The following is a 20701-nucleotide window of genomic DNA, read 5'->3' as shown; positions in this document are numbered from 1 at the left end:
GCTTATGATAAATAGAAGTGATGTTAATTAATGGTTAAATATAAATACTATGCATGGAAAGATAGATTTAAACTTGTTTGTAATCCTTAAAACGGTATACCAAGAGGGCAGTATTACCAGTGCGGCCAATAAACTTCACTTAACACAACCGGCTGTTAGCCACGCGCTTTCTCGCCTTAGAGACAAGTTTGACGACCCCTTATTTATTCGCCACGGTAGGCGTATGGTGCCCTCGCCTTTTTGCCAAAAAATAATAGCGCAAGTGATTGAGTCGGTGCAGGCGTTAGAGGCCACCATGAACAACGAGCGGCTTTTTGATATAGCTGCGTTTAAGCGCGAAATTAAATTTGGCTTTAGAGATATTTTAGAATCGATATTTTTTCCGCCACTAATGAGCGACCTACTCACAAACACCCCCAATATCACGATTAACAGCCGACAGGTGTCGCATGTTGATATGGAAAAATCTCTCGAAAACCAAGAGCTCGATATAGTTATTGATGTGCTTACACCAACGAGTAACCACATAAAAAACACCTTTATTTGTAATGAACATTTTTCGCTAATTTGTAGGCACGATCACCCCATATTAAATGATTTGACTGTACAAAGTTACGCAAAGGCGTCGCACGCGGTGGTGTCGTTAAAAGGGGCGCAGGTAGATATTATTGATATGGCGCTGGCAAAGCATGCGCTGGCGCGCAATGTGGTGCTTAAATGTGAACACTATTTTGCGGCGACTAAAGTGATTAGCCAAAGCGACATGATAATGACCATGCCAAACTCGTACGCGCAGGTATTAAAAGAGCAAATGCCTGTGCATGTAACTAGCTTGCCGTTTGATGTGCCGTTAATGCCCGTGCACATGTATTGGCACGAACAAGCGGAGGACGATTTAGTAAATAGTTGGATGCGAGAAAAGCTGCTAGGTTTGGCCCAGCAACTTATCCCTGCTGAAAAACTTAAAAGCGGTAATTAAATTGTGCGTGATAGCTGCGCCCACGCTCCGATAAAAAACGGTGTGCGTAGCTAATTACAGGCACATCATTGGCCTGCGAAAAAGTTTGCTTATCGGTTAGGTTTTTAGCTAATAACGACACCGACCAATCTCCTTCACTGCTGCCTAGTTCTACGCGTAAATTTAGCTTTTCAAAAGCGCTTTGCTTGGCTATTGGGTCAAGATCTTGTTCTAAAAAGTAATCGTCACTAAAGTTAAGCGCCAAATTACTGCTTAAAGTTAAGTTAGAAAACACCTCGGTATTATAATCAATTGCTATATTGCCTGAGTAATCGGGAGCAAACGCGCCCGTTTGCCCTGTTAAATCTTGAAACGCTTGGCCAAGTAGCTCGCTTTGCATAACTGTGGGTGAGGCGCTAGCGTATTGCTCGTATTCAAAATCAAGCACAGCAAGGTTTGCCGATAGCTGCCAGCTTTGATTTATTGCCCAGCGCGAGTCTACTTCAATCCCTTTTACTTTGGTTTCGGCAGCATTTTTAACTACAAATGCATTACCATTAAATTCAGATACTTGTAGGTCATCGTACAAGGTATAAAACAGTGTGGCGTTTACTTGTAATATATTTTTAATTGGCTCTGCTTTTATGCCAAATTCAAAGTTTGTGGCTTTTTCGTCGTCAAACTCAAAGCCTGAGTTTTCATCAATCGTATTACCTTGTGAGCCATTTAAGCCTGAGCCATCAAAGCCACCGGCTTTATAACCTATGCCTGCGCTTGCAAATAACATGGTGTTGTTAAACCCTAAATACTGCACACTAATATTGGGTGATAAGTGCGATTCATCACGCTTAGCAGAAAGGTTATGTACACCCGCACCTGAGAGCTGCCCAGCAATAGTGGGCGCGGCCACATTGGCAAATTGTTGTACTGCAAGCGGTGTATTGGGCTCAAATACGCTATACACACTTTGTACGCTGCTCACTTCTTTTTCTTCTTTTTGATAACGCAGGCCAAAATTAGCGCGCCATTGCTCGTTTACATTCCACGTAAGAGCTGTAAATGCTGAGTAGCTTTGTTGGTCTTGATCAAACAGGGCATTTACGCCCAGTGATGTGCCAGGCAACTGAGGAATAAGTAACGATGCGCCAAATAAAATATTGTTTGGATGCTCAAGCTCGCTGTTCATATAAAAAATACCCGCAACGTATTCAAGCGTGCGCCCTGTTGGCGAGCTTACTCTAAACTCTTGCGTAAACTGGTTATAGTTTTCTAAGTAGTCTTGTTTTATAAGCGGGATTTCTGAAAAGTCGGCGTCAAAGGTTGAGTCCCAATCGTACTCACTATACGTAGTTACAGAGGTAAATTCGTATTCGCCATGGTTATAAGTTAGTTGCAGTGAAGCGTTATCAAGCGTGGTTTTACTTTGCTCATTTAGCCCACCGGGGTGGCCATTTCCCGATACCGAACTTGTATAATCAAGGCCTGAGTTATCACTTAATAAAAGTGAGCGGTAGCCAACATTGCCTGGGTTAGTTGGGTCATTCGCTATTTGTAAATCGCGGTTGGGTGTATCAATAATGTATTGATAGCGCGAGCCATGCGATTCAAACTCACCGTGTTCCCATTTAAATAATGCGTTTATATCATCGTTTATTTGCCAATCTATTGATAAACGTGCGCCTGATGAATCGTTAGATTGCTCATCGCTTTGGCGCGCTTGGTTATATAAAAAGCCATCAACAGAATGATCAAACGCGGCAATACGAATGGCTAAATCATCATTTATGGGAATATTTATAACGCCGGTAAAACGCTTTTCGTTGTCTGATCCAAACTCTACCGACACATTGCCCTCAAGTACATCGGTAGGCGAATTTGAAACCATACTAAATGCGCCTGCCGTGGCGTTTTTACCAAACATAACCGACTGCGGACCTTTAACAAGCTCAAGGCGCTGCATATCTAAAAATGGAAATTTAGCCTGATGCCCGCGCCCTAAATAAACGCCATCTTTAACCATAGCAACCGATTGTTCAAAGCCTGAGTTAGTGCCCGAGCCAATACCGCGTACAAAAATACGCTTACTACTTGAGGTTTCGGTAATGTGTACGTTGGGTAGGCTTTCACTTAAGTTGAGTAAATCGTCAACGCTGTTTTGCTCGAGGTAGTCACCCGAAAGCGCTTGAATAGAGGTAGGAATATCTTGCAGTGATTGCACCCGCTTTTGCGAGGTGACGGTAATGGTTTCAAGCTCGCTTTTATTTACCTTATTATCGGCAGCTTGTGCCATGCCCACGCTGAGTGCGCTGAGGGTAAATAAAGTAAGTGCTTTTTGCTTTAAAAAAGCATGATTTAAACGTGTGTGTGACTGTGTGTGTTCAGTTGTCATAGCTGCAACTCCATTATAGAGGTTATTTTTATTGGATATTTTTGCGTCTATTTCATACTGACGAGTCTTAAAATAAATAACAGTGATGTTTATTTATTCAGCACTATTAGTAATATTTATAGTTGAGCTAAAAAAGTTTAGTTTTTAATGGGGGTAGTGCGGAGTTAGAGCGGATTAAAAAATACCTGTGGATTAGCGGTTTTATTTAGCTCGTTGTTGCTGTAAAGCCCCTTTACAAGCATATAACCATCTGTTTTGTAACTGCTCATTGTGGCTCTTTGATTAATATTTTAGCTACACGTTCGCTTAGCTCTGGTAATACCGTTTGCTCAAACCATGGGTTCTTTTTAAGCCAAATATTATTGCGTGGGCTTGGGTGCGGTAACACTAAATATTGTGGCCAATACTCACGCCACGATTTTACTAACTCGGTTAAAGGCCTATTTTTAGTATGCGGTAAATGATACGCCTGCGCGTATTTACCAAGCACTATTGTCAGTTCTAAATTTGGCAGAGCGGCCAGTAATTGCGCTCTCCATGCGGGCGCGCATTCTTTTCGAGGTGGTAAATCGCCCGACTTTCCTTTACCAGGATAACAAAAGCCCATAGGTAAAATAGCTATTTTTTGTGGATCATAAAACTCATCAACACTTAGCCCAAGCCATTCGCGTAGGCGGTTTCCGCTGGCATCGTTAAAGGGCTTGCCAGTTTCGTGTACTTTTATGCCCGGTGCTTGGCCGGCAATTAAAATACGCGCATTGGCATTAAATTGTATAACGGGGCGAGCACCTAACGGTAAATGAGGTTCACAGATCACGCATTTACTAACTTGCTCAATTAAATTGATGGGAACCATATAAATTTGGCCTTAAATGCTTTAATTTTGTTCTAAATGGCCATTTTGACCCAATGAGTTGGTAAAAAATCGGTTTATTTTAATTAAAACGGACCGTAGTTGGTAAAATCGTGATCTCTGTTTAAAACAGCGCTGTAGCCCTTGTAATACTTAGTGTTTTTCAGACCAAACTGCAAATTCGTTACCACTGGGCTCTGTAAAATGAAACCGGCAACCACCCGGGAACTCAAAAATAGATTTTACTATTTCACCGCCAAACTGCACGACTTTTTTATAAGTTGCGTGAATATCGTTACTGTAAAAAACCAGCAAAGCAGCCCCATTTTGAGTAAGCGATTTAAGCGGCGCATTAAAAAATCCGCCATCAAGCCCTTGGCCGCTAAACGCCGTGTAATCTGGGCCGTAGTCGGTAAACTGCCAATTAAACACGTTAGTAAAAAAGCTTTTTGTGGCTGTTAAATCGCACGCTGGAAACTCAACATAATTTAGTTTTTCGTGGTTGCTCATTATAATTTGATCTTTTTTTATTGTTTGATTTTAAACCTTAGCCTTTAGTAAATCGTTGTGCAACGGTTACTTCAAAACATAGATCAGTATTTTACTAAGTAATATACGTTATTTACTAGTGAATCCATTTAATTGCACGCTAGGTTGAGTTTGAAATTACAGCCTAATAATCTAAATGATAATTACTATCTTTTGCATCTTTCGAATGTATAATAGCGCCCTAAATTTATTCTTCATGCTTAAAGAGAAACAATGCTATGCGTGCAGCGTCTTTCAACGCATTACTAACCAAGCTGAGCTCATTTAGTCTTTTAAATAAACGGCTAAGCCGTTATCAGCTATTAGTATTTTTACGTTTTTTTATCGCTATTGTTGGCGGGTATGTGTTTACCTCTACCCTAATTGCATTACTTAGCGTTGTATTGCCTATGGCTAAACAAGACGCCGTATTACTTTGCGTTTCGCTTAGCATTTTAATTTACGCGGTTGTGTTTATATGTGCCTTTTGGGTTAAATCGTTAACAACAGTATGGATCAGTATTTTACTAAGTAGTGGAGTGTTTTTAGCCATACTTGCATCACTAAAGGATTGGGTATGAAAGATAGCTTTTTTAGATCGATGACCTGGCTTCATACATGGGTAGGCTTACTTACTTGCTGGATAATTTACGTTATATTTTTTGCCGGAGCGGTGAGTTTTTTTAGAGACGAAATAAACCTGTGGAACCAGCCCGCAATTCATAATGTGCAAGCTCAAACCGACAGAGTGGCCGCGCAGCGTATGCAAATTGTTAAAGGCTTTGATTATTTAAGCCACTATGGTGCAGGCTCTAACAGTTGGCGAGTAACGCTACCAGAGCAGCGTATTCCCTATTTAGTGTATGGCTATGCCAAACCAAAAGAGCCAGGGCAGCGGCGTAGCAAATTTGTAAATACCCAAATAAACCCTAATACGATGCAAGAACTACCACCTTTTGTAGAAACCAAAGGCGGTAACTTTTTTTATCGGCTGCATTACCAGCTTTATTATTTAGATGCCATAACAGGGCGTTGGGTGGTGTGTTTTGCCAGCTTTTTTATGTTGCTTGCGATTATATCGGGTGTAGTTATTCATAAACGTATTTTTAAAGATATGTTTAGTTTTAGGCGTAACAAAGGAGTGCGTAGCTGGTTAGATGCGCATAATTTAAGCTCGGTGCTTGCTTTGCCATTTCATTTAATGATTACCTACACAGGCATTATTACGCTTATATTTATGTTATTCCCCTACCCTGCGCTAACTACCTACGACAATGGCATGCGTGGCTTTTTTAACGATGTATCACCTAGTAATAACGTGACGAATAAAGCGCAAGGTAGCGCGGCAATGTTGCCTATTAATACCATTTTGGATCAGGTTTATACTAAGTGGCCAGATGCAGATATACGCAGTGTAAGAGTTAGCGAGCCTAATATGGCGGACTCAACGGTTACTGTTTTGGTAGACCCAGGTAAGGCGCTGCGCGATCAAACGCCAAGGCTTTTATTTAGTGGCGCTACAGGTGAGTTAGTTGCACAAAGCGATGATGAACTCACTAACAGTAAAGCGCTATACGAATCGCTAAACGCTATGCACACAGGGCGTTTTGCCACACCGTTATTACGCTGGTTGTATGTATTAGGCGGTATTGCAGGCTGTGTGATGATAGCTACTGGCTGCATACTGTGGGCTAAACGTATACGCGAGCGCAGTAAAGGTAAGGCATCGTTTGGTTTACAGTTAGTAGAAGGCTTAAACCTTGCCACTATTATGGGCTTACCGCTTGCAACTTGCGCATTTTTTATTGCCAATAGGTTACTTAGCCCTACCCTTTCTGGGCGCGACGATAAAGAAGTAACAGCGTTCTTTTTAGCTTGGTTGGTGGCGGGTGTTATTGCCCTAATTAAACGCGATAAGCTCCAGTGGCGGGTAATGGCCGCTATTAATGCGCTGGCGTGTTTAAGCGTACCGGTAGTTAATGCGCTTACAACTAATGGCAATATTGTTAGTTATTTAATGCATAAACAGTGGGCGTTATTTATATTTGATGCGCTATTTTTGCTCTTTAGCATATTGTTTTTTGTACAAACCGAAAAATTACGTACTGCTACAAAGGCAAAACACACACCCTTAACTCGCCGTTCAAATACTAGTAAAGGGCAAAAAGCATGATTGATTTACTCAGTTTTAGCCTGTGTTTGTTCGCGTTTAATGGTTTTGCGCTGGCTAAATTTAACCACTTTAAAGATGTTTTTAAAAAACGCCCTACCGAATTACAACGCACACTGCTTTTAGCTATTGCTTGGATCAGTATTTTACTAAGTTTAGCGATGTGTGTAGAAACACAAAGTGGCTATGGCGCACTGCTTTTTTGTGGGTTTATGAGTTTAAGTGTTTTAATTATAACGATTTTTTATAATTTACTAACTAGGTTTGTAAAAGTATTTAGTGTTTTAAATGCGGTATTAATTACAGTGAGTGGGCTATTTTTAGCGTTAAATTAACTTTAGTTAGTAAAATCATGATCTGTAGCTATAAATTTTAGGCAAAAAAATGGCAAGCCATTAGGCTTGCCAAAAATAGGGGGGATATTCAGTATGTCCAACACTTGTATGTCTCGTTGCAAGTGCAGCTAATATAGCCCCAACATATTTAACTTACTTTACAATAAGGTGATCCTTTTATTACAGCTGTAAAGGGGCTTTACACATCTTATTGCTCAACCCAAATTATTTGCTCTGTAGCAAAATCGAGTTTTTTAGCTTTAGCTATAAAATGTTGTTTAAGCTCGTCGCTAACGTTAGGCGTGCGCGATAAAAACCATAAAAAGTCGCGGTTATAGCTCGTTATAAACGCGTATTGGTAATCGGCTTGGTCGAGCTCAAAAATTACGTAAGCACCATAAAATGGGCCAAAAAACGACACTTTAAAATGGCCCGTGTCACTGCTTTCTAAAAATTTAGCTACACCTTCCGCTTCATCCCACTTTTGCTCTTTAGTAATATACCCTTTGTTAAGCACCTTTACTGTGCCGTCGTCGTTTACTGTGTAAGTCGCGGTTACTTGCTCCATACCTTCTTCAAATGAGTGATTTAGGCGGGCAATTTCGTACCACTTACCTTTGTATTGCTCAAGGTCAAAGTTTTTAACGGGGGTAATTCCTTCAGGTGCACTTGTGCAGGCAGTGAGTAAAAATAACCCTGTAATAAGTAAAATAGCTGTAATGGCCTTCATGAAAGCTCCTTTTTAAATATGATGCTGTTTGTACGGCTATAAGCCAATAAAGTTTGCTAGCCGATTAAAATAAATTGCTATAGGATCAACTAAATACTAGAGCAATTAAAAGATTAAAGCATGAAAATATGGGTAGATGCCGACGCGTGCCCCGTGGTTATAAAAGAAATTCTTTTTAGAGCCGCAGAGCGCACGCAAACACCAACCATTTTAGTGGCTAACCACGCAATGCGCATTCCGCCTTCAAAGTTTATTAGCCGGGTACAGGTTTCGAGCGGGTTTGATGTGGCCGATGACGAAATAGTAAAACGTGTAGAAAAAGGTGATTTAGTTATCACGGGGGACATCCCCCTTGCCAGCGAAGTTATTGATAACGGCGGCCAAGCACTTAACCCGCGCGGCGAGCTTTACACGCCAGAAAACATTCGCTCGTTACTAAACGTGCGCGACTTTATGGATACTATGCGTTCAAGCGGCGTTGAAATGAGTGGCGGGCCACCACCACTTAGCCAAACTGACCGCCAAAACTTTGCTAATAACCTTGACCGCATTTTAGCGCAAAACAAGGCCAAGTAAGTGACAGAGCAAGCTGTTGGCTTAGGCGAGCATGATTTTAATGTAGCCGTGTATGTCGCAAAAGCACCGCCTATGCCCTATTTTGAAACCCTGCAAAGTGTTGAGCCTGTAATCAACAAGCAAATTAATACCATAAACCAGCACTGTGGAAATGGTTGGCGCAAGGTGTTTAACGTATACGCTAAAGTGTTGTTTGCTCTACCGAGCGAGCATTACAGCTTTGCTAAACAAGTCGATAGCTGGCAAGCGTATCGCGATAAATTTTTACTGCAAAATAACAGTAAAACAGCCCTTTTATTTAGTGCGCCTATTATTAACGGCACTAACAAAAACCAGCTACATATAATTGCTGGGCGTACACACGCTAAAAACCTACTTCAACAAGGTAAGCTTAATGCGCAATTTAATTGGCTCGACGATGAGTTTGCAATTGATACAACCAACCACATTATTGTGTGCCCATATTTTGATTACAGACAGTTAAGTAATATAAAAATAGCCCGATTAAGCGAGCTAGTTGCCGAGCTTAAAAATGGCTAAATAAAACATTGTAAGGAATCCACATGGCGGGAATTTTAGAACTGAACACCTTGCTTAAAACAATGAACCCTGAGCTTAAGCAAGGTGAATACATATTTTGTTGTTTAGCAGGTAGCCTTGCCGACTACGTTCACTTAAACCCACTTGCTAGCTATGCTGAAGATGAAGGCTTAACCCTTATTTTAAATGCAGATACCGCCGACAAAGCCGGTATTACTTATGAGGGTAAATATAATTTAATTACCCTTAATGTGCATTCAAGCTTAGAGGCTGTTGGGCTAACTGCTGCGGTATCGGCTAAATTAACCGAGCATAATATTAGCGCTAATGTAGTGGCTGCGTTTTATCACGACCATATTTTTGTACAAACCGATAAGGCACAGGCTGCATTGCGAGCACTCAAGGAGATTGGTTAAATTAAACTTAACTATAAAATCACTCGGTTATGGGGTGTTTACTGCCCTAACCGAGTTTTTACTTTTTGTAATTACACAATCGATTCAACTATATTTAATGCTTTAATTTCGTTTTCATGGGTTATGCCATCAGCTTCAATTACTTGCTTAAGTAGCTCTAAAACAAACACCCTCATTGGTTGGTCAATAATGTGCGACATACGGTGTTGAATAAATGACTCTATTTCGTTTGCCTGCACAGCTGAAACACATTTTTTAGTCATTTCTATAATATAATTGTCTATCTCTATTGCTGAGTTCCATTCAATTTTTTGTGCCCAAGCACTCACTACATTTAGCTCTTCGTCAGCGATAGAGCCATCAACGGTAACAAAAAGTAAAGCAAGATCTAATAGCGATTCTTTTTGAAGTTGCTCAACACAAATGCCCATATCAAAATTATTTAATAACTGTTCAAACTTCATAGTGCTTCCTTGATGGATAAATATACTGCTAAAGAGCTTATAACAAAGCACACCAAAAAGTAATTTTAATGGGTTGGTTTAATTGCAACATTTTGTAAGTAATAAATAATACAACTTTTGTCGCTAGCTTAGCTTTCGGTACTTTTATTGTTTATGCAAAAGCTGTTATTAGCCGCTTTCAGCTGTACTTTATTTCCAGTTTTAACTCTTACACAGCGAGTGCTATTAGGCAGTTTTTTCTTTTGAATAACTATAAACTCGCCGTTCTCTGCATCGTTAAGTGTGTATTGATATGCTGTGTTACCGCCTTCAAATAAGGCCGTGAAAAGTCCGCCAACCAATGCTCCCGCAATGGCGCCGCTGATCATGTCTTCGGTGTTACCATCTAAATCTTCGGCTAAACCAACGCCGGCACCAACCATGATTCCGGTCCCTACTTCAGATGACAGCTTTACCTTTTCAATCGATTCGACTGTTGCATAGTAATGCTTAATGATATGACCTTGGTCGTCACGGTCAACGCCTTGAGAAGCACAGCCAGACAGTAATAAAAGGGCAATTAAACTTTTTTTCATGATTATTCTCTGTGTTGATAATGAGTACAATCATAATCGCTAATTCGTAATAAAACTGTGAGAGCTTTGTTTGTAGCTGTTAGAAGTTGTAAGAATGTGTTCAGAGGAAAACATCGACTCAGGAAAAGCCGATGTTTAAATTAAGGCGATTAAACAACGTATCCGCTAAAACCAAGCGCTTTAAAATAAAGCTTAGGAATACCGTATTTACACTCGTTAAGTAACTCGCTAAAGCGCATTCTATCAAGTGGATAAAATTCACTTTCTAAGTTTTGAGCTGTGTAGGCTTGCCCTGCATCACTTAGGCCTAAATCGGCACACACAGTAATTTGCGCTTCGCGCTCAAAGTCGGTTTCGGGTTTCATTAAATCGCTAATATATAAGTGTGCGCCTTTATTTAAATTAGCTTTAATGTTTTTAAGTAGCTGCTTTTTGCTGCCATCGTCTTCTAAAAAGTGCATTACGAGTAGGCATAGTGCGGCATCGGCCTTGGTAGAGAGTTTATCAAGCTCGCCTTCAATAACGTTAACGCGCCTTGTTATGCCGTGCTCTTCAAACGCTTGTTTAGCAATGGCAAGCATATCACTTGAGGTATCTTGCGCGGTAAATTGCCAAGTAGGGTTAAGCGCGGCAAGGGCGAGTATTTCTTTGCCTGTGCCTGCGCCCACAACTAAAATATGTGCGTTATCGTTAAGGGTTGCTTTAAGCTGTGCATTAGTCAGTTGGTGCAATAGCTCATAACCAGGTACTAAGCGCGTTATGCGGCTGTTGTAATGCGTTGCTTGCTCGCCTGTAAATGTTGGCATTTTTAACTCCTTTAATCAGCTTATAAAACTTCAACAGTGGAGTATCCACCACTTTGTTTACTTACATGTACTTGCGTGGCTACACGTTCGCTCATTTCGCTCACATGAGATATAACCCCCACTTTGCGGCCCTGTGCTTGTAACGAATCGAGCGCGTCCATAGCAACGCTGAGTGTTTCGCTATCTAACGTACCAAACCCTTCGTCAATAAACAAAGAGTTGATTTGCACTTTGTTTGAAGAAAGCGATGCAAGCCCTAATGCCAGTGCTAGTGATACTAAAAATGATTCACCACCAGAGAGCGTATTAACCGAGCGTTGTTCGTCGGCCATGTCGCGGTCAATAATGGCAATATCGAGCGATTGCGCAATGGCTGTGAGTTCGTAGCGTTTGTTAAGGGTTTTTAAATGGCTATTTGCATAATGCAGTAATATTTTTAGCGTTTGTGTTTGCGCTAAATTACGCATGGTTTTACCGGTTGCATCGCCTAATACTTTATTTAATAAATGCCACTGCTCAACTTGCTTTTTAAGGGCAGCTAGCTGTGTTTGCTTACCCTCAAGCGCTTTGGCATTTTGGTTATGCTGCTCTATGGCGGTGTTTGTGGCAAGTAAACTATTTTGCTGCTCAGTTTGCTTTGTATTTAATGCCGCTAATTGCTCGCTAAGTTCAACTTGGTTTTGTGATGGCTTGTTAGTATTTTGGTGATCTGTATGCGCACTTTGTTGCTGTTTAAGCGCTGCATTTGCATCTAAAAGTGAAGCTGTTAGCTGCTCAAACTGGGTTAAATGGGCTTTAATTTGCTCACTACTTAAAGTTAGTAAAATTGTGATCTGCTCATGCGTTGCCTCACTGTACTGGGCTTTAAAGTCGCTAAACCACTTGTTATAACGTTCCTCAAGGGTTGCAAGCTCTGTGCTTTGCTCGGCTAAGCGAAGCTCTGCGTTTTTAAGCTCAATTGCATGCTCGTCTCGTTTTTTAACAGCCCTATCGTAAGCTTGCTGGCTTGCGTTTAACTGTGTTTGGCATTGCTCAAGTTGGGCATTAATTTTTGCTTGATAGTCGTTTGCGCTTATTTGTTCGTTATTAAATAACGCAAGGCGCTCACTTTGTGTTGTATTTTGTAGCTGCTGAGCGCTGACTAAATCCTCTTTTAGCGTTTTAAGTGCACTTTCGCTTTTAGTCATTAGCGGCGTAAGTTGCTGCAATTGCTGATTAGCAGTGTCTATTTGTTTTTGACTTTGCTCAAGTTGCGCATGTGTTTGCTGATACTGCTCAACCTGCTGGTTTAAATCGCTTAGGTTAAGCGAGCTTGCTTGTAGTTGTTGCCAAAAGTTGCTGTGTTCAAATTGTGCATTAAGCGCTGTAGTGAGCTCACTAATTTGCGCCGTTAGCTCAGTGTGTTTTGTATTTATTTGGCTTAGTTTATTGGTTAATTCACTATTTAAATGATGCAATTGCTGCTGTGTTTGTTGCTCTGCTTTTAGTGAGTTTTGTTGTTGGTTTACTTTTTCTTGCAGGGCATTTTGCTGTTTTTGCGATTCAAAATACTGCGCTTTTTGCTCATTAAGCTGTTTATAGGTTTCATCAAGCTGTTCTGCTGTAAGGGCATTTAGATGAGTACGCGCAGCCTCCATGGTGGTTTTCATTTCGCTTCGTTTAGTATTGAGCGTTTGAATGGTTTGGCCGTGCTGAGCGTGTTCGTTAACGAGAACGGCATGCTGTGTTTGATGCGTGTGTAACTGCGTTTGGGCACTATCGTGCTGCTTTTTGGCATTAGTATAGCTGGCTTCAAAATCGGCTATTAAGTTGTTTAATTGCGGGCTTTGATTAGTAGCATAGGGGTGCTCGGTTGCACCGCACACTACGCAGGGCTTGTTAGGGTTAAGCTGCGCGCGCAAATGCTCTACGTTTTCGCTGGCACGAAGGCGAGCTTGGTTTAGCGCGTACTCGCTATGTTTTAGTGCTTGCTCGCACGTTGCTAGGTTTTGTAAAAGCGACTGCTGCTGTTGCTCACTTTGGCTAAGTTTAGCTGCAATGTTATTTTGCGTTTGTGTGCTTTGCTTTAGCTCTTGGGTAAATTGTGCGTAGCGTATTCGCTGCTCTTTTAAGTAATCAATATTTTTAAGTTCGCTGTCGCATTGCTCAATATTAAATTGGCGTTGTTGCTCATTCAGCTCGTTTAGGTTTTTTTGATCATGGCTTAGCTGCTGCTCTTGCTGCTCTACTTTTTTATTTTGCGTTGTTAAAAGCTCAGCCTGTTTGCTTTGCTCTATTAGTAACTGCTGGTTTTGAGTTGCAGCTTTATTAAGTTGCTTATTAGCGCTTAGATACTGATTAAAGCTATGTTGGTAATAATTCCAATCGTTCGCTAATGGCTTAAGCTGTGTATGCTCAGCAAGCCATTGCTGATGCTGCGTGTTTAGCTTAGTTGCTTCATCAAGCGCGGTTTGGCTTTGCTTATGTTGTGCGTGTAAATCACTTAATTGCTGTTGTTCTTTGTTGCGTTGCTGAGTAAGGCTAGTAATGCTTTGTGCGTGTATAGCAAGCTGACTGTCGAGATCGCGGGCTTTTGCAATAATTGGCTCAGCAGATTGCTTTTGCTTTTGCGCTGTTTTTAACTCGCTTTGCTTTGTTTTAAGTGTTGCGGCCTGCTCTTCTATAAGCGCTGCATGGTCAATATTTTTTAAGTCAGTTATTTGTGTATTAAGGGCATTATTTTGCGCCGCTAAATACGCATGCCGCTTACGGTTATCTTTTATTTCTAGCGCGCTTTGTGCTTGTTTTGCTTGCTCACTTTGCTGTGCAATTGCTGCAAGTTCGCTGTTTGCATGCTGCTGATTTTTTGTGGCTTGTTCAAGAGCTTGCTCAAGGGTATTGGCTTGTTTATACCAATTTAGACTTTGCTCTGTGTTTGTTAGCGCTTTTTTAGTGTGTTCTATTTGCTGTTTTAGCTCATTAAACGTGGTGTGTTTTACTGCTAATTCATCTTCACTTAATAAGGTATAGCTTGCGAGGCTTGCTTGTTGTAAATCAAATTCATCTTTTAGTTCTTTGTTGCGCTCAAATATACGCTTACCAATCAGGCTAAATTTATCGGTCCCGGTTAGGCACTCTAATAATTGCGCGCGTTCATCGCCTGTGGCTTTTAAAAATGCAGCAAATTCGTGCTGCGCTAGTAATACCGCACGGGAGAATTGCTCAAAGCTTAGCCCTATTTTGCTTTCTATTTGTTTTAGTGTTTGGCTTTTGTCGGCTATGAGGGTTTCATCTGGCAAGGTAACTAACGTATGCTCGGCTACTTTTAATTTACCTGTGGCTTTTTTATGGGTGCGCTGGATTGAATAACGGGCGCGGTAAAGCTGTTTGTCTTGCCCTACAAAGTCAACTTCTGCGAAGCCTTCCCATTTTCCTCGGCGTAATAGGTTACGGGCATCGTTTAACTTTATGCTGTCGCCATTAAAATCAATCAGGTTACCCTTATCGCCCTTTAGTCGTGCTGTTTTTGTGTAAAGAGCTAAACAAATGGCATCTAAAAAGGTACTTTTACCCGCGCCGGTGTCGCCGGTTATAGCAAATAAACCTGCATCTTTTAGTGGGGCTTGTGTAAAGTCGATTTCGGCGTCAACTATTGATGCTAAGTTGTGTATGCGTACTGCGGTTATTTTCATAGTTGCTCTTGCTCCGCTAGTTCATTTATAACATCGTTTAAAAGGGCTTTTAGTTCATCGGGTACACTTTGCCCTGCCATGTCTTTATCGTTTGCAAAAGCTTGCTCTAATAAATTTTGTGGGTTAAGCATTTCAACTTCACTTAAATCTTCAAATACAGCGTCGCTGCTGGTGTTATCTGATTGTTCGCGTACGCGTTCGATACCGCAAAATTTTACATTTTTGCCCTCCAGTGCCTGTTCAATTTGTTCTCTGAAAGTGGTGTCGGTATCACTTGATTTAAGCTTTACGCGTAAATAGGGCGCTACAGTATTTTGCGATATATCGAGGGTTTTAATTTGTTTGCACAGTTCATCTAATGGTACACACTCCCCTTTTGGTAAAATAATAACGTCTGCTGAGCGCGGAATGTAAAGGGGGTTTACAGTTGTACTAATGTTCTTTTTTTCATCGCTTATAAATTCAATAATATTAATTTGGTGAGAGTAATTACGCTCTGAAAACGACATAGGAATAGGCGTGCCGCTGTAGCGAATAGCGTCATTTTTAGCAACTTGTTGCGCTTTGTGTAAATGGCCCAAAGCGACATAGTTGGCTTTATTGCCAAATACATTGGCCGAAATAGACTCTTCACCACCTATCACTAAGTTACGTTCTGAATCACTTGATATGTCGCCTCCTTTAGCGTGTAAGTGGCCCATAACTATGAGTGGTGCGTTTTGCTTGTTAATTTTATAAGCATGATTTAAGGCAAGTTCGTATGCTTTTGCAACGCCTTGTGCGTAGCTAGGGCCGTTTTCTGTTTGGCTTAGTGAACTTATATCGCTTGAGCGTAAAAAAGGCATAGCGGCGATTACAGCACGCTTATCATTAATATTTACTTCTAAAATAATATCGCTAGGCGCTGATACATCAAAACGACCTACTACGTGGGTATCAAACTGAGCAAGTAAAGGCTGAGCTGCTAAAATACGATTTGCAGAGTCATGGTTGCCCGCAATAATAACCACGTGTAATTGTGGGCACTGTTTTTTGGCGTCTTTTATAAACTGATAAAGTTGGTTTTCGGCGCTAGAACTGGGTGTTGCCGTATGATAAATGTCGCCAGCAACTAATAATAAATCTATTTGCTGCTCAACAAGTGTGGCAAGTAACCAGGTAAAAAATGCTTGATGCTCTTCACGGCGGTCGTGTTCATAAAATTGTTGGCCAAGATGCCAATCGGAGGTGTGGAGGACTTTCATGTCGCGCTCTTAAAAACCAGTAAGAGCGCCAATATACCCAAGGCAGTTAAAGATGCAAGCCTCTGTAGTACTAAACTGTTAGCTTAAGCTGTACCAAATGCCAAAAATCACCGGCAAAGCAATTAATGCAAGTAGCAGAGTTTTTTTTAACGTTTTGGTTTGCTTTGTTTGCAGCCTTTTAAGCGCATTCGTTTCATTACAAGCGGCTACTTTGTCAATGTAAAAATAACCTGAATCAAGATACTGCTTACAGCTGTTTTCGTTGGCTGGGATTGCAATTAGTTCTTGTTGTTTTTTTAGGATATAAAAATCCATAAGCCCACCGCATTTCTTACTAGTAATCGATACTGTATTTGAGGATAAATATTAGAAATTTATTTGCCTCAAATAAAAAGGTGGGCGATTTTAAATACAAATGGCTACAAAGATCAACCAAAAACTACCGTATTTTTAATTTATCGTACAAATAATTAAAATTAGTGAAATCACCGCAATATTTACGCCAATTATTAGCCGTTTTTTACTGTGTTTTTGTTCAGTGTTAAGGCGTTTTAGTGCATCTTCTTTATTGCAGGCAGATACAACATTAACATACGAATAATGATTGTTTTTGTAGTGCTGTAGTAGCTCTTTATTGGCAGGGATCGCTTCTAACTGTTGGGCCTTTTTCACAATGTAAAATTTCATATGGAGGACCTAAAAAACGTCACTTAATTTTACTGTAATTTAGGGCGTGTTGACCTTTGCGGAGTGAAATTTGTTCAATCTAGGGGTGATTAAATCGCGGCGCGAGGTTTGTAACTTAGTGGGCTAAGTAAAAACCGAGTAACAAAGAGTTTATCGCCCCTAGGCAGAACCCGAAGGGCAGCGCCTGTTTGGCATTTATGCTGCGTTATCGCCTATTTATGGGGAATAACCACACTACATAGACTCTGCCTTGCCTAAAAGCCAAACATGCTGCTGCAAATTCAATCATCAAAGATCAACACGCCCTAATTTGATGAACTTGACCTTAAGCTATTAGTGCGGTTAATACCTTTGCTTTTTAATACCCTATTCGGCTTGTAAATTGTAAACCCCCTTTACACTTTTTTATGAACTGAAATATGTAACATATTATTCTTATTTTATTGTTTTAAATATAAGTGAATACCACCCTAAAAATAGGGTGTTTGGTCGCTATTTAATTGAAGAAAACGACTATATTTGACACAGTAAGCTCACAAAATTAATTTAGGACTAACAATGAAAAAAATAAGTCTTACGCTAAGTGCGCTTTTATTGCCAGTGGTAATGTCGGGCGGTGCTTTTGCGTCTTCAGTTGAACAAACAAAAGGGTCGTTCGTTGATAAGTTTCGTCAATTAGACGAGGCATTACCTACACCAAATGTGTATCGTAGCGCAGCGGGTGAGCCGGGTGAAAATTACTGGCAACAAAAGGTAAATTACGATATTGACGTGAAATTAGATGAAAAAAAACGTCGTTTGAGTGCAAGCCAAAGTATTGAATATAAAAATAACTCGCCTCATACATTAAAATATTTATGGTTACAGTTAGATCAAAATATTTTTAAGAGCGATTCAATTGCTGAAACTACAAAAACATTTAAAAGCACACTTGAAAGCTTACCAGCGCAAAAGCCAGCAAAGCTTAGCTTAGGGGAGTTGCGTCGTCAGCAGTTTATGAGCGATAACGAGCTTGGCTTTGCAATTAGCAATGTTAAAGACGAAGACGGCAAAGCACTACGTGTAACAATTGTAGATACATTAATGCGCATCGACTTAAATGAGCCACTGAAGCCAGGTAAAGAAGTTGAGTTCAGCATGGACTTTGCGTTTAATATTGTTGAAGAAGATGCTGTAGGCGCGCGTTCAGGTTATGAGCACTTTGAAAAAGACGGCAACGATATATTTTTACTTGCACAGTGGTTTCCGCGTTTAGCAGCGTACACAGATTACGAAGCTTGGACAAACAAAGCCTTTTTAGGGTCGGGTGAATTTACCCTTGAGTTTGGCGACTACGATGTAGAAATTACAGTACCCGCTGATCACATTGTTTCGGCAACAGGTAAGTTAGATAACCCAAGTAAGGTACTTACGAGCACACAGCGTAAACGCTTAAAGCAATCGGAAACGGCTAAGCGCCCAGTGTTTATAGTGACCGAAGAAGAAGCACTCGAAAACGAAAAAGAAGGCACAGATAAAACTAAAACGTGGCGCTTCAAAGCCGAAAATGTTCGTGATTTTGCGTGGGCGTCTTCACGTAAATTTATGTGGGATGCAAAAGGGTATCAGCAAGGTGGCGATGTTCAGCCACTTGTAATGGCAATGTCGTTTTTCCCTAAAGAGGGTGGCGACTTATGGAAAAAATACTCTACAGAATCGGTAGTACACACAATGGAAGTGTATTCAAAGTATTCGTTTGATTACCCATACCCAACTGCACAATCGGTAAATGGTCCGGTTGGTGGTATGGAATACCCAATGATCACTTTCAACGGTCCGCGTACTAAGTTACAAGATGACGGCACACGCACTTATTCTCAATCAGAGAAACGCTTTTTAATTGGCGTTGTTATTCATGAAGTGGGTCATATCTACTTCCCAATGATTGTTAATTCTGATGAACGTCAATGGACGTGGATGGATGAAGGCCTAAATAGCTTTTTAGATGGCGTTGCTGGGCGCGAGTGGGACCCTACTATTCCTTGGGGTGTTGAGCCTCGTGATATTGTGTCGTACATGAAATCTGAAGTTCAGGTACCGATTATGACGCAATCAGATAGCGTACTTCGCTTAGGTCCTAATGCGTATACTAAACCTGCTGCTGCGCTTAACATTCTACGTGAAGTGATTTTAGGTCGTGATTTATTCGACTTTGCGTTTAAAGAGTATGCCCAACGCTGGAAGTATAAGCGCCCTACTCCTGCTGATTTTTTCCGTACTATGGAAGAAGCTTCAGGTGTTGATTTAGATTGGTTTTGGCGTGGTTGGTTTTACACCACAGACCATGTAGATATTTCGCTGGATAAAGTGTATCAACTTCGTTTAGATACTAAAAATCCAGATATTGACTACAGCCGCCTACGTGATATTGAAGCCGATAAGCCAACATCGTTATTTGTTGAGCGTAACCGCGCTGAAGGTAAAAAAACATGGGTTGAGCAAAACCCTGATATTACCGATTTTTACGACGAAAATGACCGTTTTACGGTAACGAATAAAGAGCGTAATGCTTACAACAAGTTTTTAAAAGGGCTTGAGCCGTGGGAGCGTAAAACGCTAGACCGCGCACTAAGTGACGATCAAAACTATTACGTAATGGAATTTTCAAACCTAGGTGGTTTGGTAATGCCTATTTTACTTGAGCTCACGTACGAAGATGGTAGCAAAGAAGAGCGCTATATACCTGCTGAAATTTGGCGTCGTAATCATAAAAACGTGCAAAAGCTTATTGTTACAGATAAAGATAAACCGCTTGTATCAGTAAGCGTTGATCCGCGATGGGAAACAGCAGATGTCGATATAGAAAATAATAATTACCCGCGTCGTATTATTCCTTCACGTATTGAAGTGTTTAAAAAGAGTAAGAGCAAAGCTAAAGTGAGTCGCGATATCATGCAAGATATTAAAACAGAGCTTAAGAGCGATGAGAAAAAAGACGAAAAAGATGACGTTGAGGAACAGCAATAATGCGTTTTTTGCTTATTGTTGTTTGCCTTTTAGTTGCTGCGCCAAGTTTGGCGCATCAATTAAAATCATCTGTTACAACCGTACTTTTTAACAAAAGAACCCACAACGTTGAGCTTATGCATCGATTTTACTTGCACGATACAGAGCATGCGGTTGGTAGTTTGTTTAAAGGCAAAATAGACATAATTAGTAATAAAAACGACCAGCAACGTTTTGCTAAATATGTTGAGTCACATGTGGCTTTGCAAACATTAAATGGTGACGCTGTGCCGCTTAGCTTTGTTGGCGCTCAGGTTGACGGTAAGTTTTTTTGGGTTTACCAAGAGGCGCCCATCCCAGAGGGAATTGAAGGGATAAAAATGAGTAACGGTGCGCTGCGCGATTTGTGGCCATCGCAAGTAAATATGGTCAATGTTGAAGGCAAAGGTAGGGTTAAAACCCTAAACTTTGCTCAAGACGATACCTGGCTTGAAGCTCGCTTTGAGACTAACTAACTCATCATTAATACACAATGCGCACTTTGTTTAAGTGCGCATTTTAATGCGCTGTTTAAGCTGTGTTCATAATTGATCGGTAAAATATTGAGATACGTAAAAATCTAGGTTGTTTATATTTACCTTGTTTTGCGCAACATACAACTAGCTGCTAAGCTTCTTTCCATTGGTAGTTGCTTTGAAGCTAATGAACACCTCGCACTATTAATTTAAATATAATTAGTATTAACTGTTCCCATTTTAGGGTGTAAGCTCAGAG

General features: G+C 40.7%; 20 protein-coding genes. 9 read left to right on the top strand and 11 right to left on the bottom strand.

The annotated features are described in order from the left end of the window. Positions 1 to 49 precede the first annotated feature (49 nt). Positions 50 to 979 carry a LysR family transcriptional regulator gene (locus CWB62_RS07185; RefSeq protein WP_138528354.1) on the top strand — a complete coding sequence of 310 codons (930 nt, stop codon included), beginning with the start codon at positions 50 to 52 and terminating at the stop codon, positions 977 to 979. On the opposite strand, the gene CWB62_RS07180 is transcribed toward CWB62_RS07185, so the two are convergent. The 3 genes from CWB62_RS07180 to CWB62_RS07170 form a co-directional block, all read right to left on the bottom strand. Further along, positions 963 to 3347: a TonB-dependent receptor gene (locus tag CWB62_RS07180; protein ID WP_138528356.1), complete on the bottom strand. Its 2385-nt coding sequence runs from the start codon at positions 3345 to 3347 to the stop codon at positions 963 to 965. The two genes, CWB62_RS07185 and CWB62_RS07180, sit on opposite strands and share 17 nt — an antisense overlap. A gap of 265 nt (positions 3348 to 3612) precedes the next feature. Beyond that, positions 3613 to 4203 carry a uracil-DNA glycosylase family protein gene (locus CWB62_RS07175; RefSeq protein WP_138528358.1) on the bottom strand — a complete coding sequence of 197 codons (591 nt, stop codon included), beginning with the start codon at positions 4201 to 4203 and terminating at the stop codon, positions 3613 to 3615. Positions 4204 to 4353: 150 nt separating this feature from the next. Beyond that, a complete protein-coding gene (locus CWB62_RS07170) occupies positions 4354 to 4710 on the bottom strand; it encodes a VOC family protein (protein ID WP_138528360.1) in 357 nt (118 codons plus the stop codon). 257 nt (positions 4711 to 4967) lie between these two features. Between CWB62_RS07170 and CWB62_RS07165 the strand changes: the two genes are divergently transcribed. From CWB62_RS07165 to CWB62_RS07155, 3 genes are read left to right on the top strand one after another with little or no spacing between them, the layout of a single operon-like run. Continuing rightward, entirely contained in the window at positions 4968 to 5309 is a 342-nt protein-coding gene (locus CWB62_RS07165) for a hypothetical protein (RefSeq protein WP_058553285.1), read from the top strand. Beyond that, positions 5306 to 6901: a PepSY-associated TM helix domain-containing protein gene (locus CWB62_RS07160; RefSeq protein WP_138528362.1), complete on the top strand. Its 1596-nt coding sequence runs from the start codon at positions 5306 to 5308 to the stop codon at positions 6899 to 6901. Before CWB62_RS07165 ends, CWB62_RS07160 begins: the two co-directional genes overlap by 4 nt. Then, positions 6898 to 7233, top strand: a complete 336-nt coding sequence (locus CWB62_RS07155; protein ID WP_138528364.1) for a DUF3325 domain-containing protein — start codon at positions 6898 to 6900, stop codon at positions 7231 to 7233. Before CWB62_RS07160 ends, CWB62_RS07155 begins: the two co-directional genes overlap by 4 nt. 208 nt (positions 7234 to 7441) lie before the next feature. Here CWB62_RS07155 and CWB62_RS07150 read toward each other — a convergent pair whose 3' ends face one another. Next, complete coding sequence (locus CWB62_RS07150) at positions 7442 to 7963, bottom strand: lipocalin family protein (RefSeq protein ID WP_138528366.1); 522 nt, start codon at positions 7961 to 7963, stop codon at positions 7442 to 7444. A 120-nt stretch (positions 7964 to 8083) separates the two neighbouring features. Here CWB62_RS07150 and CWB62_RS07145 point away from each other — a divergent pair, with 120 nt between their 5' ends. From CWB62_RS07145 to CWB62_RS07135, 3 genes are read left to right on the top strand one after another with little or no spacing between them, the layout of a single operon-like run. After that, complete coding sequence (locus tag CWB62_RS07145) at positions 8084 to 8539, top strand: YaiI/YqxD family protein (protein WP_058405404.1); 456 nt, start codon at positions 8084 to 8086, stop codon at positions 8537 to 8539. Continuing rightward, complete coding sequence (locus CWB62_RS07140) at positions 8540 to 9079, top strand: DUF6942 family protein (protein WP_138528368.1); 540 nt, start codon at positions 8540 to 8542, stop codon at positions 9077 to 9079. A gap of 23 nt (positions 9080 to 9102) precedes the next feature. Further along, positions 9103 to 9495, top strand: coding sequence for an ACT domain-containing protein (locus CWB62_RS07135; protein WP_138528370.1), 393 nt, complete (start codon positions 9103 to 9105; stop codon positions 9493 to 9495). A gap of 71 nt (positions 9496 to 9566) precedes the next feature. Here the strand turns inward: CWB62_RS07135 and CWB62_RS07130 are convergent, their stop codons facing one another. The 7 genes from CWB62_RS07130 to CWB62_RS07100 form a co-directional block, all read right to left on the bottom strand. Continuing rightward, complete coding sequence (locus tag CWB62_RS07130; RefSeq protein WP_138528372.1) at positions 9567 to 9959, bottom strand: tellurite resistance TerB family protein; 393 nt, start codon at positions 9957 to 9959, stop codon at positions 9567 to 9569. Positions 9960 to 10087: 128 nt separating this feature from the next. Further along, on the bottom strand, positions 10088 to 10534 hold the full coding sequence (locus CWB62_RS07125) for a hypothetical protein (protein ID WP_138528374.1): 447 nt from the start codon (positions 10532 to 10534) through the stop codon (positions 10088 to 10090). A 149-nt stretch (positions 10535 to 10683) separates the two neighbouring features. Next, positions 10684 to 11340 carry a class I SAM-dependent methyltransferase gene (locus CWB62_RS07120; protein WP_138528376.1) on the bottom strand — a complete coding sequence of 219 codons (657 nt, stop codon included), beginning with the start codon at positions 11338 to 11340 and terminating at the stop codon, positions 10684 to 10686. 20 nt (positions 11341 to 11360) lie between these two features. Next, a complete protein-coding gene (locus CWB62_RS07115) occupies positions 11361 to 15011 on the bottom strand; it encodes an SbcC/MukB-like Walker B domain-containing protein (protein ID WP_138528378.1) in 3651 nt (1216 codons plus the stop codon). Continuing rightward, positions 15008 to 16255: an exonuclease SbcCD subunit D C-terminal domain-containing protein gene (locus tag CWB62_RS07110; protein ID WP_138528380.1), complete on the bottom strand. Its 1248-nt coding sequence runs from the start codon at positions 16253 to 16255 to the stop codon at positions 15008 to 15010. Before CWB62_RS07110 ends, CWB62_RS07115 begins: the two co-directional genes overlap by 4 nt. A 78-nt stretch (positions 16256 to 16333) precedes the next feature. Next, positions 16334 to 16570, bottom strand: coding sequence for a hypothetical protein (locus tag CWB62_RS07105; RefSeq protein WP_138528382.1), 237 nt, complete (start codon positions 16568 to 16570; stop codon positions 16334 to 16336). A 135-nt stretch (positions 16571 to 16705) separates the two neighbouring features. After that, positions 16706 to 16942: a hypothetical protein gene (locus CWB62_RS07100; RefSeq protein ID WP_138528384.1), complete on the bottom strand. Its 237-nt coding sequence runs from the start codon at positions 16940 to 16942 to the stop codon at positions 16706 to 16708. A 558-nt stretch (positions 16943 to 17500) separates the two neighbouring features. On the opposite strand from CWB62_RS07100, the gene CWB62_RS07095 reads away from it, so the two are divergent. Together CWB62_RS07095 and CWB62_RS07090 are read left to right on the top strand one after the other, a co-directional pair. Further along, the gene (locus tag CWB62_RS07095) at positions 17501 to 19948 is read left to right on the top strand and encodes a M1 family metallopeptidase (protein ID WP_138528386.1); all 2448 of its coding nucleotides are present in this window, start codon (positions 17501 to 17503) and stop codon (positions 19946 to 19948) included. Further along, entirely contained in the window at positions 19948 to 20442 is a 495-nt protein-coding gene (locus CWB62_RS07090; protein WP_138528388.1) for a DUF6702 family protein, read from the top strand. Before CWB62_RS07095 ends, CWB62_RS07090 begins: the two co-directional genes overlap by 1 nt. Positions 20443 to 20701: the final 259 nt, after the last annotated feature.

Source organism: Pseudoalteromonas sp. S408 (assembly GCF_005886645.1).
GTDB lineage: Bacteria > Pseudomonadota > Gammaproteobacteria > Enterobacterales > Alteromonadaceae > Pseudoalteromonas.
The sequence above is the reverse complement of the archived record's forward strand: the minus strand, read 5'-3'. Positions and strand labels throughout refer to the sequence as shown.